Source organism: Desulfuromonas soudanensis (assembly GCF_001278055.1).
GTDB lineage: Bacteria > Desulfobacterota > Desulfuromonadia > Desulfuromonadales > WTL > Deferrimonas > Deferrimonas soudanensis.
This window is the reverse complement of sequence record NZ_CP010802.1, coordinates 690,379-705,639: the sequence shown is the minus strand read 5'-3', so window position 1 is coordinate 705,639 and position 15,261 is coordinate 690,379. Positions and strand designations below refer to the sequence as shown.

Genomic DNA, 15,261 nt, shown 5'->3' with positions numbered 1-15,261 from the left:
ACTTCAGAACTCGATCCCCCGGCGCGCCGGGATCCCCTGCTGCAGGGGGTGTTTTTCCGCCGCCATCCGGGTCACCAGGTGGGCCCGCTCGAGGACGGCTTCCGGGGCGTTGCGCCCGGTCAGAACAATTTCCAACCCCGCCGGACGGTCGTCGAGAAAGGCGAGAAACTCCTGCAGCGGGAGATGGCCGCGGTGCAGGGCGTTGTTGATCTCGTCGAGGATGAGGAGGTCGAACTGCCCCTCCGCCAGTCTCTGCCGGGCGCGTTCGAAGGTCTCGACGACGCTGCGGGCCACCACAGGAGAATCACCGGGCGTACCAATGATCCCCACGCCGGCGGTGAGGATCTCCAGCGACGGCGTCCCCTGCAGGAAAAGGATCTCGCCGCTGGCGGGCTCCTGCGGTTTGAGAAAGCGCACCAGCAAGACCCGGAACCCCTGCCCCAGGGCCCGCACCGCCAGTCCGGTGGCGGCAGTGGTCTTCCCTTTTCCTTCGCCGGTATAGACCTGGATCAATCCCTGTTCCACCTTCGACTCCCCGACGCAAAAAACCCCGCCTCGCGAAAGAGGTCGGGGTTTCCAAATGGCAGAGACCCCAACCTCTCCCGCGAAAGGCTGGCAAATAAAATCCGGGCAGGTCTCCTGACTCGTGGTTCGTCCTACTTAACCGGGCCTTCCCATCCCTGACGGGACAGTGGCATGAACTCCGGTTTTCGTCACCACACACAGTTGCGGGGCAGCGAGGGGTTCTCACCCTCTTCCCTATTCTCCCGCCGAAGCGGGCACCTGGATCTCTAATTGTCTGACTCTTGTAACAAACCCTTCGCCGGACTGTCAATGAAATAACCGGTTTTCAGGGGCCGTCGCCGCATGATGTCCTCTTGAAAAAACAAATTGAACCACTGAGGCACAGAGGACACCGAGTCAGGCCAAATTTAGCAAAGAAAATTTCTCTGTGCCTCTGTGCCTCAGTGGTGAGAAGCCTTATTTTGGAAGCCTAGCGGTAGCGCACCTTGAGGATAAGGAGGACCAGGGTGTTGGCGGTGGCGAGAAGATTGATGGTGATGAAGACCGGGTCGCCGGCCCAGAGGGCGTAGGCGGTGTAGAAGAGGCCGCCGGTGAAGATCGTCATCAGCATGAAGATCGAGAGGTCACCCGTCGAGCGGGTGCGCAGCGCCTTGACGATCTGGGGGACGAAGCCGAAGGCGACCATCAGGCCGCCGAGAAAACCGAACCACTGCATGGCGCCGCTCACTCTCCGGTCGGGGGCGAAAGGTCGGCTTCGTCACCGGGGACGGCGGAGGAATCCGATTCGATGGAGGGATCGGGCTCCTCGCCGGCCTCGAGGGCCGCTTCAACGCGCTCCCAGATCTCCTCCATCCCCTCCCGGGTCGGCGCCGAAAAGAGGGTGAAATCGTCCCGGTCCAGGCCCGTCGCCTCGAGGATCGGGCCGATCTGCTTGAGCCTCTGCCCGCGGCTGACCTTGTCGATCTTGGTGATCACCGGGATGGTCGGCACGGAGAGCTCCTCGAGCCAGTCGAGGAGCTGCAGGTCCTCCTCGCGAGGAACGCGCCGGATATCGAAGAGAACGACCACCGCCCGCAGGCTCTCCCGCCGCTCCAGATAGGTGCGGACCATCGGTCCCCACTCCTTCTTCACGGCCAGGGGCACCTTGGCGAAGCCGTAACCGGGGAGGTCGACGAGCGAGAAGGCGCCATTGATGTCGAAAAAATTGAGGAGCTGGGTCCGCCCCGGCGTCGAGGAGGTGCGCACCAGGGCCTTGCGATTGACCAGGACGTTGATGAGCGAACTCTTGCCGACGTTGCTGCGGCCGGCAAAGGCGATCTCAGGGAGCGCGGCGGGGGGGTAGTTGGCGGGTTTGGTGGCGCTCTTGACGAAGGTGGTGGACTTGATGTGCAAAACGGCAATCTCCGAAAAAAAGGGGGTCGATATCAGGGAGCAGAATAGCCCAGCGGTTAAACATTTGCAACGACCGCAAGGAGAACGTCATCGGGCTGGACAAAGTTTACCTATTTGGTATGCTTTACGGCGACATTGACCGGCACCACTTCATTCAATCCCCAGCGGAGGACACCATGATCAACCCCAAACTGCAGGATGCGCTCAACGAACAGATGAAAAACGAATTTTTCTCGGCCTACCTCTATATGGCGATGGCCGGTTATTTTCAATCGGAGGATCTCCCCGGCTTTGCCAGCTGGATGCGGGTCCAGGCTCTGGAAGAAATGACCCATGGCGAGAAATTCTTCAAATTCACCTGCGACGCCGGCGGCCGCACCGAACTGCGTCCCATCGACGGGCCGCAGAACACCTTCAAGTCGCCCCTCGACGCCTTCGAGTTCGGCCTCAAACATGAGCTCTTCGTCACCGATCGCATCGGCAAGCTGATGGATCTCTCCCGCAAGGAAGGACACCACGCCGCCCAGATCATGCTGCAATGGTTCGTCACCGAGCAGGTCGAGGAAGAGGCCTCCTTCTCCCTGATCATCCGCAAACTGAAGCGGGTCGAAGGGGACGGCCGCGGACTCCTTCTCCTCGACCAGGAACTCGCCGCCCGGGTCTTCGTCCCGCCGACGGCAGCGGCCTAGCGACCGGTGAACAACGGAGACCGCCAAGCTTTAATCTGCCACCAAGGCACCAGGCCACCAGGAAAGCTTTTTGTTTAATTTATTTTTCTTGGTGTCTCCGTGTCTTGGTGGCTAAAAACCCCTGATTTCATTTTTTCCGGTGCCCCAGGTTGCAGCTCTCATCGGCGCATTCCGGGGTGCGCCGCGGCAAAAGGTAGCGATACCGGGCAAAAACCTTGTAACCGAGGCGCGCCAGAAGGTTAATCCCCGGAAGGTCCAGAATCTCGGCCAGGGCAGAATAAAAAAATCCGGGGACGATCCGCCAGATCGCGGTGAACGCTGCAACACCGGTATAAACCACGCCGTCCCCATCGATGGCGTGCATTTCCTTCTCCACCGCCTCGCGGGTCAGTCCATGGTCCTCGGGGACAAAATCCGCGGCGCTGATGTCGACGAACACCAGCCGCTTCGGACTCTGCTGACTCCGGTAGCGGCTGATTTCCGCCGCGCAGATGCTGCAGGCGCCGTCGTAAAAGACCGTCAACGGCAAAACAGGGCTCGCGCTCATTGTATCCCCCCTCTTTATTCCTTCGACTTCAGTCTACCACGACACCGACCCTCCGGCTCCGGAAGAGAAAGCGCCCCGGAAATTTCATTCCGGGGCGCTTTTCCGTTTCTGCGGCGGAGCCGATCGCTGCGCAATAGGCTCAGGAGGCCTCCGATTGCCGGAAGATCTTCCCGAGGAAAGCCTCAATCTCCGAGGCCGGCAGGGCCCGGCTGAAATAGAATCCCTGCACCTCGTCGCAGCTGCACCCCTGCAAAAAGGAGAGCTGCCCCAGGGTTTCCACACCCTCGGCCACCACCTTGAGATTGAGACTGTTCGCCATGGCGATAATCGCCGTGGCGATGGCGGCGTCGGCGGGATTGCTGTCGACGTCCCGCACGAAGGACTTGTCGATCTTCAGAGTATTGACGGCGAAGCGCTTGAGATGGGCCAGGGACGAGTAGCCGGTGCCGAAATCGTCAATCGACAATGAGACGCCGATCGCTTTGAGCTCGTTGAGAATGCCGATGGTGAAGTCGGGGTTCTGCATGATCACCGTCTCGGTGATCTCCAGTTCGAGGGAGCGCCCGTCGAGCCCGGTGGTTGCCAGAATGCCGGAGATGGTCTCGGCCAGGTTCTTCTGCTGCAACTGGACCCCGGAAAGATTGACGGAAATCGGCGTCAGGGGGAGTCCCGCATCCTGCCAGAGGCGGGACTGCCGGCAGACCTCGGAGAGGACCCATTCGCCGATGGGGACGATCATCCCGGTCTCCTCGGCGATGTTGAGAAATTCCGCGGGGAGGAGGAATCCCAGCTCAGGGTGCTGCCAGCGCAGGAGGGCTTCCAGGGAGGACATTTTGCCGCTGCCGGTGTCGACCTTGGGCTGGAAGTAGACCCGGAACTCCCCCCGCTCCAGGGCCTTGCGCATGCTGTTTTCGAGCCCCAGTTTGCGGAGGGCGTCCCGGTCGAGGGCGGGGGTGTAGAACTGGCTGTTGTTCTTCCCCATCGCCTTGGCGTGATACATGGCGACGTCGGCCTTCTTCACCAGGGCGGAGGGGTCGTCGGCGTCTCCGGGATAGACGGAGATGCCGATGCTGGTGGTGATGAAGAGCTCGTTGCCGTCGATCTGTACAGGAGCAGCGAGGGATTTGAGGATTTTCCGGGAGACCAATTCGGCATCGGCGATCTGGTTCAGATTGACCAGGGTGAGGATGAACTCGTCGCCGCCGATGCGGGCGACGGTATCGACCTCCCGTACGCAGGCGGAAAGCCGCGTTGCCACCTCCTTCAGAAGCTTATCGCCCACGCCGTGGCCGAGAGTGTCGTTGATGATCTTGAAACGGTCGAGGTCGAGAAAGAGGATGGCGACCCGGTGCTCGAGGCGGCGGGCGAGCGCCAGCGCCTGCTTGAGACGGTCGAGAAAACAGCGGCGGTTGGGGAGGCCGGTCAGGGTGTCGTGGTGGGCCATGTGCAGGAGCTGCTCCTGCGCCTCCTTGCGTTGGGTAATGTCCCGGCAGATCCCCCAGATCGACTCGGGGGCCCCGTCGCGAAAATTGCAGGTGATGTTCCCCTCCACCGCCACCGGGTGGCCGTCCCGGGAAAGGAAATACCCCTCGATGGGCGTCACCTTCGCACCGGCCATGGAACGGCGGAAGCCGGCCAGACATTTGACCTTCTGCTCTTCCTGGACGATGTCGAGCATGGTCATATCTGCGAGAGCATCCAGATCGTAACCTAGGATCTGCTTCCAGGAGCGATTGACGTAGAGGAATTTCCCTTCCGGGGTGAAGCTGAAGATCAAATCGTTGGCCGAATTGAGGAATCCGATCAGTTTTGTCTCGCTTTCGCGCAACGCCACATTCTCGCGGCGAATCACCCCCATGAGAAAGGCGGCAATCACTGCAACGGTGCCGTTGAGGATAGAAACCCAGAGCCACAGCAGGACGATATTAAACACATCGTTGTGAACCCAGGGATTGACAAAGGGCATTTCCACAAAGGAGATCAGGTGCAGGTTTTCGGCACCGAGAAGGGCGCCGTAGAGGAGCCCGCCGAGGGCGCCGTGCCACCAGACATCCCGGGGCTCTTCGAACAACACCGCGGCTTCGATGGTCACCAGAAAATAGACCGGCCAGAACCAGCTGGCGACCCCGCCGCTGAAATGGACAAGTGCCGTCACGAAGAGAAGGTCTATGAGAATCTGGAACCCATAAGGATTGACACGACCTGAAAGGTCGTCTCAATCCATTGTTCATGAAGCCCGGCAATTGGGCACGGATCTTTGAGATAAGGGTATTGGTTTTTTGGTCAGGGGTGGGGTGTGGCTCGTGGCGGGGACGAACGGGTGTTGAAAGCGGGGGATGGGACGATCAATGGTCCTTTTTCGGCGATCCTCTCGGGCCCATGGCCTTTCCCAACGGGTTCAATGCAGTAGAATCGGGCCATTTTGCTGGGTTTTGGGCAAACCTCACCCGGCCCGTTCCGGGAGTACGACCCGTCGGGCTACTGCCACCCTCATTGGTATATGGCTGCGGATCTCCGTTCCGGCTTATCCCGATGGCACCTCTGCGGCAAGTCGGCGTCTGTGGGGCAGGATCGAGTAGCGGTAGACGAGTTCGTGCCCGCAGTGCCGGCAGACGATCTGCGGCGGTGGCTCCGGCTCCACCTCCGGGGTGGTGAGCTCGAAGCCGAAGGCCATCTCGATTCTTGCACGCACCTCCTCCAGAGGCACCTTGGAGCCGGGGCTGAGGAAACCGTAGTAACGCACCTTCATGAAACCTGTGGGGAGCACGTGCTGGAGGAAACGCCGGAGGAACTCCAGGGCGTCGAGCGCCAGGGTGCGCAGGCGATTGCTGCCAGTCTTTCTGTAGTGGAGGAAGACTTTGCCATCCTCGACCTTGACGATGCGGCTGTTGGAGATCGCCACCCGAAAGACGTAGGGGGTGAGGTACTTGATGGAGGCCTCGGCACTCCCGACGGCCTGGGAGTTGACGTTCCAGTCGGTGGCCCAGACCTCGGCCGGGATTTCGGACAGCAGCTCCGCCTTGGCCATCCGGTCACGGAACTTGGCCCGGACGATCTTTGACAATGCCTGAACCGGCAGGTAGAAATTGACTGCCGAGGGATGCCACTGGCCGCTTTGACTCGCCAGCATCCCTCCCGGGACCACATAGTGGATATGCGGATGGTACTGCAACTGGCGTCCCCAGGTGTGCAGCACGCCGAAGAAGCCCGGAGTGTCGCCGCCGGTAAAGCGAGGATCGGTGCAAAGCGCCTTGATCGCTTCCGAAGACGCCGCGAACAGTGCCGCGTAGCCGATGCGCTGGTGGCTGCGGAGAAACCCTCGGAGCTCCTGCGGCACGGTGAAGGTCAGCATGAAGTGGTGCCCCGGCAACTGTCGCCGCAGTTGCTTGTCCAACCACTGGCGGCTCTTGTGATTCTGGCATCCCGGGCAATGGCGGTTGCCGCAGCCGCGATGCACCAGGTGAAGCTGATTGCAGTCCTGGCAGTGGTAGACCACCGAACCGTTGACCTCTGTGCGGCAGTTGATGATGGCGTCGATTACCTTTCTGTGTTCGGCGGGCATGGAGTCGCCGAAGCGGCGCAGATACTCGGGAGCAAAGGTGCGGAAGATCTCATTGATGCGGCTCATCGCAGATCCTCCATCAGGGCGTTGATCAGCTGAGAGGCATCCTCATTCCCTTTCTGGGTCAGGTGCAGATAGATCATGGTCGTCTCGATGGAAGCGTGGCCCAGATAGCGCTGGATGACCCGCAGGTTCACCCCCTCTTCGAGGAGGTGGGTGGCGTAGGAGTGACGCAGGGTGTGAATCCTCACGTTCTTTTTGTGGATGCCCGCCTCCCGCACGGCGTTTTTCATGGCCCCCTGAACGCTGCTGATCGCCATGGGGTACTGAGCCTTTGCCGCGTTCTTGCCATTGCGCCCCAACGCCGGAAAGAGCAGGCGCGGATGCCGGTGAGTCTTCCAGTAAGAACGCAGCATCGGCAGCACTTTCGATGGCAGCGGCACGAAGCGGTCCCTGGACCCCTTTCCGCGATGGACGTGGAGCATCATTCGGTCGCTGTCGATATCCGAAATCTCCAGGTACAGCGCCTCCTGCAGACGCAGACCGCAGGCATAGGCGGTGGAGAGGTAGGCGCGGTTGTGGAAGGTGTAGACGCAGGACAGCACCCGGCGCACCTCCTCCCGACTTAAGACCGTCGGCAGCCGGAACTCCTTCTGGGCGCCCAGGTAGTCGAAGGTCCGCCAGTCGCGCTCCAGCACATGGGCGAAGAAAAAGCGGATTCCGGCATGGCAGATCCGCATGGTGTTCGGCGACCACTCGTCGACGATACGGCGGTGCAGAAAGTAATCCTGCAGCTCCGTCTCCGAGATCAGCTCCGGGGACTTGTCGAAGAACTCCACCAGCTTGCGCACGGACCGGGTGTAGGCCTGCTGGGTGCGTTCCCCCTTGCCGGCCAGTTGCAGAGCGCGCATTGATTTTTCGTACCAGTCGGTCATCACGTTTCTCCTTCCCACAGTTGAAGTTTCGCCGCCAGATACGGCTTGTGGATAGGAAAAGCAGATGATCGGCTGGTACGGAAGCTTTTTTTGGGGGCGATGGGGAAGTAGGGTGTGAAGGCTGGAATGTAAGATGTTGATTTTAGGAACTTCTGCCGCGAAGCGGCTTACTTGAACTGGGCGTTGCAGCGCAGCTGGTTGATTTTTTCGTAAAAGAAGTGACAGAGGCCGTTGTAGACGACCATGAAGGCCACAGCACCGGCCAGGAAGAGGACCTGGGGATGGCTGAGGAAAAAGCCGTAGGGACTCCGGATGAACATCACCATGGCACAGGTGCCGTAGAGGCCGACCACCAGCAGGGCGAGCCAGCGGGCCTTGGCCACCAGCAGGGTGCGGACGGCGGGATCGGCAAAGTTGGTCGGACCGATCCCTTTGCCGCTGAAGGCGGCGGTGAGAGCCGGAACCTTCTGCCAGAGGCCGGAACCATTCGTCTTTTCGGTCATCTGATCCTGCTCTCCTGCAGCGGCCGGGCCTCTTCACCGGGGGACGCGCGTCTGCGGTTTACTGTCCGGGGACGCGCTTATCCGCGGGTCAGCTGCCGGTACTTGATGCGATGAGGACGCTCGGCTTCGGCGCCGAGGCGGCGTTTCTTGTCCTCCTCGTACTCGGAGAAGTTTCCCTCGAACCAGACCACCTGGCTGTCCCCTTCGAAGGCAAGGATGTGGGTGGCGATACGGTCGAGAAACCAGCGATCATGGCTGATGACCACGGCGCAGCCGGCGAAGTTCTCCAGCGCCTCTTCGAGGGCCCGCATGGTGTTGATGTCGAGGTCGTTGGTCGGCTCGTCGAGGAGGAGGACGTTGGCCCCTTCTTTGAGCATCTTCGCCAGGTGAACCCGGTTGCGCTGGCCGCCGGAGAGGGTGGAGACCTTCTTCTGCTGATCGCTCCCCGAGAAGTTGAAGCGCGAGACGTAGGCCCGCGCGTTGACCAGCACCTGGCCGAAGGCGATCTGTTCCTGGCCGCCGGTGATCTCTTCATAGAGGCTCTTGTTGCCGTCGAGCTCCCGGCTCTGGTCGACGTAGGCCAGCTTGACCGTCTCGCCGATCTTGAAGGTTCCGCCGTCGGCCTTCTCCTGGCCGGTGATGAGGCGGAAGAGGGTCGTCTTGCCGGCGCCGTTGGGGCCGATGATGCCGACAATGCCGCCGGGGGGGAGGCGGAAGCTGAGGTTCTCGTAAAGAAGACGATCGCCGTAGGCCTTGCTCACCCCATCGGCCTCGATGACGATGTCGCCGAGGCGGGGTCCCGGCGGGATGTAGAGCTCGAGTTCCTTGTCCTGCTTCTGCACCTCCTGCCCCAGGAGCTTTTCATAGGCGCTGATACGGGCCTGGCTCTTGGAGTGACGCCCCTTGGCGCTCATGCGGATCCACTCCAGCTCCCGCTCCAGAGTCTTCTGCCGGCTCCCTTCGGACTTCTCCTCGCGGCGCAGGCGCTCCTGCTTCTGTTCCAGCCAGGAGGAGTAGTTCCCCTTCCAGGGAATCCCCTCGCCGCGGTCGAGCTCGAGGATCCAGCCGGCGACGTTGTCGAGGAAGTACCGGTCATGGGTGACGGCGATGATGGTGCCGGCGTACTGCTGCAGGTGATGTTCGAGCCAGGCGACCGACTCGGCGTCGAGGTGGTTGGTCGGCTCATCGAGGAGGAGGATGTCCGGTTTCTGCAGCAGCAAACGGCAGAGGGCGACGCGGCGCTTCTCGCCTCCGGAGAGGACGGCGACCCTGGCATCCTCCGGCGGACAGCGCAGGGCGTCCATCGCCATCTCGAGCCGCGAATCGAGCTCCCAGGCGTCGAGGGCATCGAGCCTTTCCTGCACCCTGGCCTGCCGGTCGCAGAGCTTCTCCATGTCGGCGTCGGGATCGGCGAAGGCGGCGTTGATCTCCTCGAACTCCTTGAGGAGGTCGACGGTTTCCTGCACCCCTTCTTCCACCACTTCGCGCACGGTCTTGGTGCAGTCGACCAGCGGCTCCTGCTCGAGGTAGCCGACGGTGTAGCCGGGGGAGAGGACCGCCTGGCCGTTAAAATCCTTGTCGACCCCGGCGAGGATGCGCAGCAGCGAACTCTTGCCGCTGCCGTTGAGACCGAGCACACCGATCTTGGCGCCGTAGAAGTAGGAAAGAGAGATATCCTTGATGACCGGTTTCTTGTCATAGAACTTGGAAACCTTCATCATGGTGTAGATGATTTTATTCGGATCGATTGCCATATCCTTTTTTACCTCCGAGTGTTAAATTCGCGGCCCATCCGCTCGGGGCGGTGAGACCAGTCCTAGCGGACCCGTGATTGTAGCCGCTTTTCCCCCTTTATTCCAGCGGAAACATCATTTTCATCCCCGCCTGAAACCTCCCGATCCCGGCCTGAGGACAGAAGGTCGGCCATTTCACTACCCGCCCATCAACAATACGGCCAAATGACCGACCGTCCCTCTCCGACCGATGAATGACCCCTCCCCCCAACCGCACCCACCCCCATCGGCCCGCCGACGGCAGGACAGGAAAGGTTCTCATGCCACACCGCACCCCGCCAAATCAGAGAATCAAGGGGTCCGGACGAAAATTCTCCGACAGTTAATCCCTGACCTCCTGTAACTTTAATCCAAATTTGCCTTTTCAACATCACCCAGGCCCTGGTGACTTTTATCGTTAAATTTTTCACATGTGTTTTGCCGACCCGCCAACCCGTCCCGCCGGACCCGGACCTGAAACAGTTTGTTTCGTGAGACGTTATGTTTCAGGGAGATGCGATGCCGCCGGCAAAGCGCAGACCGGGGCCTCTGCCGGGATTTTCCCGGGCGCCGAAATGAAACATGACGTTTCATTTCGGCAATCTTCACCAAAACGCTCCGCTGGAACAATCCTTTTCTTTTCAGTCTCTTGGCCCGCACCGGGGGTTTCGGCACACATCGTGAAAGCAGAATATAAGAAATTTTAGATAAATGCTTTCCCGACTATTACGAAACCTTGATTCAAGTCCCAAACGCATCCCCGGACATTTCGGGCAAGGCAAAAAACGGCAAGGGCCCCGGGGTGGGGCACACCGTATGCACTCGTGACACAAGCTGCTCCACCGGAGCAGCAAACACCAGATGGAGGAACACATGAAACGCATCAGCAAAATTATCGCCTGTCTCGCCATTGTGGCTCTTGCCGCAACGTCCGCCCTCGCCGCCGAAGGCGGAAATCCCAAAAAGGGAAAATACCTCTACAAGAAGAACTGCAAGGTTTGTCACGTCGCTGGAGCCGCAGGAGGCGCCCTGACCCCCCTCTCCAAGACCCAGCGCCAGTGGGACCGCTTCTTCGAAAAGGACGGCCACAAGGCCGCTCCCGAAGCGATCAAATCCTTCTCCCCGCAGGATCTCAAGGACATCCAGCAGTTCCTGTATGACCACGCTGCCGACTCCGATCAGCCGGAAACCTGCGGTTAATCGATGAATAACCGGCTGACGCCGGACCCTCCGGCGTCAGCCTCCTTCGTTACTTTTTTGAGGAGGCATTACATGCGCAAGTTGTTCGCACTGCTGCTCGTAGCAGCTCTGGCCGTTCCTGCCACAGCCCTGGCCGCGCCGACCGTCGAAGATCTGCAGAAGAAGATCCAGGAGCTCTCCGCCGAGCTCGAAGACATCTCCGACCGCGTCGACCGGAACGGGATGCACGCCGCCACCGACCGCATCAGCTGGTACGGCGATATGCGGGTCAAGGCCGACACCCTGCACTATAAGGATGTCACCTGGAATCCCGGGATCCTCGTCGACTTCGATGATTTTGGCGCCAAGGCAATGAGCGGCGCATTCGGTGACCCCGCCGACCCGACTTCTCCCCTCGGAAAAATGCTGATCCAGAACCCCGACCTGGCGACTGCCTTTGGAATGGGGCTTCTTTCCGGCGTTGGTCCCTTCGCCTTCCCGGGCGGTCAGAAGAGCGACATCAACAACGACATCCTTTACACGACCCGCCTGCGCCTCGGCATGAAAGCCAAGGTCGCCAGCAACGTCAACTTCAGCGGTCGTCTCTCCATGTACAAGAACTGGGGTGACTCGACCGGTTCCAAGGTCTTTGATTCCTGGAACTCCTTCACCATGGACGGCACCGACGGCGGCAACACCACCGGCGACTGGCTGCGCGTCGAGCGCGCCTACTTCGACTGGAAAGAAATCGGCGGCAGCGACGCCTATCTCTCCATCGGCCGCCGTCCCTCGACCTACGGTCCCCCCACTCAGTTTCGCGAAAACGAAATGCGCGGCGGCACCCCCACCGGGCATCTTGTCAACTTCAATTTCGACGGCATCACCGTCGGGTACCACCTCAGTGAACTCACCGGCATCGAAGGCCAGACAATTCGTTTCTGCTACGGCCAGGGCTTCGAGTCCGAGTGGGGCAACGGCGAACTCTTCAACGACAACTCCGTCAACACCAAGGACACCCACCTGGGCGGCCTCAACTTCGACGCCCTCAACGACGGCACCAACTTCCTCCAGTTCACCCTGTTCCGGGCCATGGATGTCAACGACGGTTTCAAGGGCGTGATCGCCTTTCCCAACCAGTTCGCGGCCCTGTTTGCCCCGACCCTCTATCAGGATCTGCAAAAGTTCCCCAACTTCAACTTCGTCACCCGTGTTCAGCCGAGCACGGTTATCGGCGACATCAATCTCGCCGGCGTTGGCTTCACTCGTGAAGAGATGAACGGCATCAAGTGGTTCGCTTCGGTTTCCGCCACCCAGACCGACTCCAACGGCAAGGCCGGCATGTTCGGCGGCATGCTCTCCGATGCGGTCTTCCAGGCTGAACTGAATGCCGACGGAAGCGAAATCATCATGACCCCGGCCCGCGCCACCTCCAGCGACAAGGAAGAAGGATACGGCGTCTACGTCGGTCTGCAGATCCCCGCTCCGGCCGGCAAATTGGGCCTCGAGTACAACTACGGATCCGAGTTCTGGACCCCCTTCACCCAGGCCCAGGACGACATGATCGGCAGCAAGCTCGCCACCCGCGGTCAGGTCGGCGAGGCTTACTACATCATCGACATCAATCCCAACATGTTCATCAAAGTCGGCGGCCTCTATTACGATTACGAGTACACCGGCAGCGGCTCCCCCGTCGGTACACCGCACAAGATCGAAGATGTGCAGAACGGAACCGCCTTCTCCATGCTCCCGGCAGTCGACAAGGCCTGGGACGGCTACGCCTCTCTGACGGTTCAATTCTAGTCGCAGTCGTGCTATAATCCGCGGGGAGAGGAGCCCAGGCGCCTCTCCCCGCTTTTAACCGCCAAATATGCAATAATTCAAATTAACAGAATGATAACCGATAGATCCATCTGCAAAGGAGACTGACGTGTCAGGTCCTACTGAAAAAAAATTGAGTCGCCGCCGCTTCCTGGGGCTCTCGTCCTGCGCCCTGGCCACGGTCACGGTCGGTTCGCAGGTCAAGGTGCTGCGGGCGCTGGCCAAGACTGGAGAGGTGGGAGAACCCACCACCCTCCCCACCAAAGACATCTTCACCAGCTGCGGCATGTGCGTAAACAAGTGCGGAGTCATCGCCCGGGTCCGCGACGGCGTGATTTTCAAGCTCGATCCCAACCCCAACTTCGTCAAGAGCCGGGCCATGCTCTGCGCCCGCGGCAACTCGGGGACCAAGGTGGTCTACGATCCCGATCGCCTCAAGTACCCCCTGATCCGGGTCGGCAAACGTGGCGAGGGCAAATGGCGCCGCGCCAGCTGGGAAGAGGCCCTCGACCTGGTCGCTAAGAACATGAACGAGATCGGCGATAAATACACCCGCGCCGGGATGATGTTCGCCTCCACCGAGGGGACCTTTCAGGAGCACTTCTTCCTGCAGCTCGCCGAGTGTTACGGCTCCCCCAACACTCTCCGCCACCCGTCCCTGTGCCTGTCCTCCAACATCCAGGGTTTCGGCGCCACCTACGGCACCAACCCGACGCCCGATGTTCTCAACGCCGACTACATCATCATGAGCGGCGCCAACCGCTCCGAGGCGCTCATCACCCCCGACTCCATCGACATGCTCAAAGGGGACGGCGGCCGGCGCAAGCTCATCTACCTCGACCCGCGCTTCACCAAGACCGCGGCCAAGGCCGATGAATGGTATCCGATCAAGCCCGGCACGGACATGGCCTTCATCCTCGCCATGATCCACGTCATCGTCAATGAGGGCTTGTATGCCCGGGATTTCGTCAAGACCCAGACCGTCGGCTTCGACCAGCTGATCCCGCACATCGCTCCCTACACCCCCGAATGGGCGTCGACCGAGTGCGACATCCCGGCCGCCGACATCCGCCGCATCGCCCGCGAGTTCGCCGCTGCGGCTCCCAAGGCCGTCTACTACCAGGGGCGGCGCTCCTCCTTTTTCGCCAACGACACCCAGATGCGCCGCGCCATGGCGATCCTCAATGCCGTCATCGGCAACTGGGACGTCAAGGGGGGTCTGGTCCCCAACAGCAGCATCAAGCTGACAGCGCATGAATACCTCGCCCCCTGGTATGACGATGTCCCGGTCCGCCTCGAAGACGGGGCCGTCGCCTATCTCGCCGAGAAGGACGGTTCCTGGCCCCTCTTCCGCGACCGGGTGCTCGAAGGAAAGCCCTACCCGGTGAAGGGGATGATGATCTACAAGCAGAACGTGGTTTCGTCGGTTCCCAACCGGGCCAAGACCCTGAAGATGATGGACCAGATGGACTTCATCTGCACCATCGACATCACCATGAGCGACACCGCCTGGCTCTCCGACGTGGTTCTCCCCGAGGCCACTTATCTCGAGCGCCAGGACCCCCTCGAGGGTCTCGGCGGACTGGTGCCGGTCGTTGCTTTCCGGCAGCCCTGCATCGAGGCGATGTTCGAGAGCAAACCGAACCTGTGGATCATGCAGCAGATCGCCAAACGCCTCGGAGACGAAATCTACGAGCAGTTCGACTTCACCATGGACGAGCACATCCATCACCAGGTGAAGAACAACCCCAAAATCCTCGAAGATCTCAAGAGCAAGGGGGTCTATCTCGAATCGGAGGAGCCGGTTTACGGCAAGACCTTCGGCAAGAAGCTCAAGACCAAGAGCGGCAAGATCGAGATCTACTCGGAGAAGTACGCCGAAAAGGGTCTCGACCCCCTGCCGGTCTATCAGTCGCCGACGGCGGTTCCCAGCGGCAAATACCGCCTGGTGGTTGGCCGCCACGCCTACTTCACCCACGGCACCACCGCCAACGTCTCGTACCTTCACGACATCATGCCGAACAACGCCCTGTGGCTCAACCCGGTGGAGGCCCAGCGCCTCGGCCTGAAAAACGGCCAGATGGTCCGGGTGAAGAGTTCCGTCGGCGAGGAGCAGCTCCCTCTCGAGGTCACGCAGAAAATCCGCCCCGACACGGTCTACATGGCCCACGGCTTCGGGGTCATCTCCAAGGGTCTGACCAACATCTACGGCAAGGGGGGTTGCGACGCGGCCCTGATCGAGGAGAAAACCTGCCCGATTTCCGGCAACGTGGCGATGCACGAGACCTTCGTCGAAATCTTTCCGGCCTGACCCGGCTTAAGCACAAGGAGTCCTGATC

At 60.7% G+C, this 15,261-nt stretch carries 13 protein-coding genes and 1 riboswitch; of the genes, 4 read left to right on the top strand and 9 right to left on the bottom strand.

Translation table 11 applies throughout. From position 1 onward, the window contains the following. Positions 1 to 3: 3 nt before the first annotated feature. The 3 genes from DSOUD_RS03015 to yihA all read right to left on the bottom strand — a co-directional run bounded on the left by DSOUD_RS03015 (position 4) and on the right by yihA (position 1,917). Positions 4 to 525 (bottom strand): cob(I)yrinic acid a,c-diamide adenosyltransferase, encoded by a 522-nt coding sequence (locus DSOUD_RS03015; protein ID WP_157671714.1) that lies wholly within the window; start codon positions 523 to 525, stop codon positions 4 to 6. Between the two features lie 87 nt (positions 526 to 612). Further along, positions 613 to 802: riboswitch (cobalamin riboswitch) on the bottom strand. Between the two features lie 192 nt (positions 803 to 994). Beyond that, positions 995 to 1,240: a SemiSWEET family sugar transporter gene (locus DSOUD_RS03010; RefSeq protein WP_053549613.1), complete on the bottom strand. Its 246-nt coding sequence runs from the start codon at positions 1,238 to 1,240 to the stop codon at positions 995 to 997. Positions 1,241 to 1,248: 8 nt separating this feature from the next. After that, complete coding sequence (gene yihA, locus DSOUD_RS03005; RefSeq protein WP_053549612.1) at positions 1,249 to 1,917, bottom strand: ribosome biogenesis GTP-binding protein YihA/YsxC; 669 nt, start codon at positions 1,915 to 1,917, stop codon at positions 1,249 to 1,251. Between the two features lie 176 nt (positions 1,918 to 2,093). On the opposite strand from yihA, the gene DSOUD_RS03000 reads away from it, so the two are divergent. After that, the gene (locus DSOUD_RS03000) at positions 2,094 to 2,606 is read left to right on the top strand and encodes a ferritin (protein WP_053549611.1); all 513 of its coding nucleotides are present in this window, start codon (positions 2,094 to 2,096) and stop codon (positions 2,604 to 2,606) included. A 127-nt stretch (positions 2,607 to 2,733) separates the two neighbouring features. On the opposite strand, the gene DSOUD_RS02995 is transcribed toward DSOUD_RS03000, so the two are convergent. From DSOUD_RS02995 to ettA, 6 genes are all read right to left on the bottom strand, one after another. Beyond that, complete coding sequence (locus tag DSOUD_RS02995; protein ID WP_053549610.1) at positions 2,734 to 3,153, bottom strand: thiol-disulfide oxidoreductase DCC family protein; 420 nt, start codon at positions 3,151 to 3,153, stop codon at positions 2,734 to 2,736. Positions 3,154 to 3,292: 139 nt separating this feature from the next. Then, positions 3,293 to 5,308, bottom strand: a complete 2,016-nt coding sequence (locus DSOUD_RS02990) for a putative bifunctional diguanylate cyclase/phosphodiesterase (protein ID WP_053549609.1) — start codon at positions 5,306 to 5,308, stop codon at positions 3,293 to 3,295. Positions 5,309 to 5,677: 369 nt separating this feature from the next. Then, positions 5,678 to 6,781: an IS91 family transposase gene (locus DSOUD_RS02985; protein WP_053549608.1), complete on the bottom strand. Its 1,104-nt coding sequence runs from the start codon at positions 6,779 to 6,781 to the stop codon at positions 5,678 to 5,680. Next, the gene (locus DSOUD_RS02980; RefSeq protein ID WP_232426489.1) at positions 6,778 to 7,650 is read right to left on the bottom strand and encodes a site-specific integrase; all 873 of its coding nucleotides are present in this window, start codon (positions 7,648 to 7,650) and stop codon (positions 6,778 to 6,780) included. The genes DSOUD_RS02985 and DSOUD_RS02980 overlap by 4 nt, the downstream gene beginning before the upstream one ends. Before the next feature lie 167 nt (positions 7,651 to 7,817). Next, positions 7,818 to 8,153 carry a hypothetical protein gene (locus tag DSOUD_RS02975; protein ID WP_053549606.1) on the bottom strand — a complete coding sequence of 112 codons (336 nt, stop codon included), beginning with the start codon at positions 8,151 to 8,153 and terminating at the stop codon, positions 7,818 to 7,820. A gap of 77 nt (positions 8,154 to 8,230) precedes the next feature. After that, positions 8,231 to 9,907: an energy-dependent translational throttle protein EttA gene (gene ettA, locus DSOUD_RS02970; RefSeq protein WP_053549605.1), complete on the bottom strand. Its 1,677-nt coding sequence runs from the start codon at positions 9,905 to 9,907 to the stop codon at positions 8,231 to 8,233. A gap of 891 nt (positions 9,908 to 10,798) precedes the next feature. Between ettA and DSOUD_RS02965 the strand changes: the two genes are divergently transcribed. The 3 genes from DSOUD_RS02965 to DSOUD_RS02955 all read left to right on the top strand — a co-directional run bounded on the left by DSOUD_RS02965 (position 10,799) and on the right by DSOUD_RS02955 (position 15,233). Next, a complete protein-coding gene (locus DSOUD_RS02965) occupies positions 10,799 to 11,125 on the top strand; it encodes a c-type cytochrome (RefSeq protein ID WP_053549604.1) in 327 nt (108 codons plus the stop codon). 72 nt (positions 11,126 to 11,197) lie between these two features. Beyond that, a complete protein-coding gene (locus DSOUD_RS02960) occupies positions 11,198 to 12,904 on the top strand; it encodes a DUF3373 domain-containing protein (RefSeq protein WP_053549603.1) in 1,707 nt (568 codons plus the stop codon). Between the two features lie 127 nt (positions 12,905 to 13,031). Then, positions 13,032 to 15,233 (top strand): molybdopterin-containing oxidoreductase family protein, encoded by a 2,202-nt coding sequence (locus DSOUD_RS02955; protein WP_053549602.1) that lies wholly within the window; start codon positions 13,032 to 13,034, stop codon positions 15,231 to 15,233. Positions 15,234 to 15,261 lie beyond the last annotated feature (28 nt).

Coding starts and splice junctions, on each gene's coding strand:
- DSOUD_RS02960 (WP_053549603.1), top strand. CDS start 11,198: ATGCGCAAGTTGTTCGCACTGCTGCTCGTAGCAGCTCTGGCCGTTCCT.
- DSOUD_RS03000 (WP_053549611.1), top strand. CDS start 2,094: ATGATCAACCCCAAACTGCAGGATGCGCTCAACGAACAGATGAAAAAC.
- DSOUD_RS02985 (WP_053549608.1), bottom strand. CDS start 6,781: ATGAGCCGCATCAATGAGATCTTCCGCACCTTTGCTCCCGAGTATCTG.
- DSOUD_RS02975 (WP_053549606.1), bottom strand. CDS start 8,153: ATGACCGAAAAGACGAATGGTTCCGGCCTCTGGCAGAAGGTTCCGGCT.
- DSOUD_RS02965 (WP_053549604.1), top strand. CDS start 10,799: ATGAAACGCATCAGCAAAATTATCGCCTGTCTCGCCATTGTGGCTCTT.
- DSOUD_RS02995 (WP_053549610.1), bottom strand. CDS start 3,153: ATGAGCGCGAGCCCTGTTTTGCCGTTGACGGTCTTTTACGACGGCGCC.
- DSOUD_RS03010 (WP_053549613.1), bottom strand. CDS start 1,240: ATGCAGTGGTTCGGTTTTCTCGGCGGCCTGATGGTCGCCTTCGGCTTC.
- ettA (WP_053549605.1), bottom strand. CDS start 9,907: ATGGCAATCGATCCGAATAAAATCATCTACACCATGATGAAGGTTTCC.
- DSOUD_RS02980 (WP_232426489.1), bottom strand. CDS start 7,650: ATGACCGACTGGTACGAAAAATCAATGCGCGCTCTGCAACTGGCCGGC.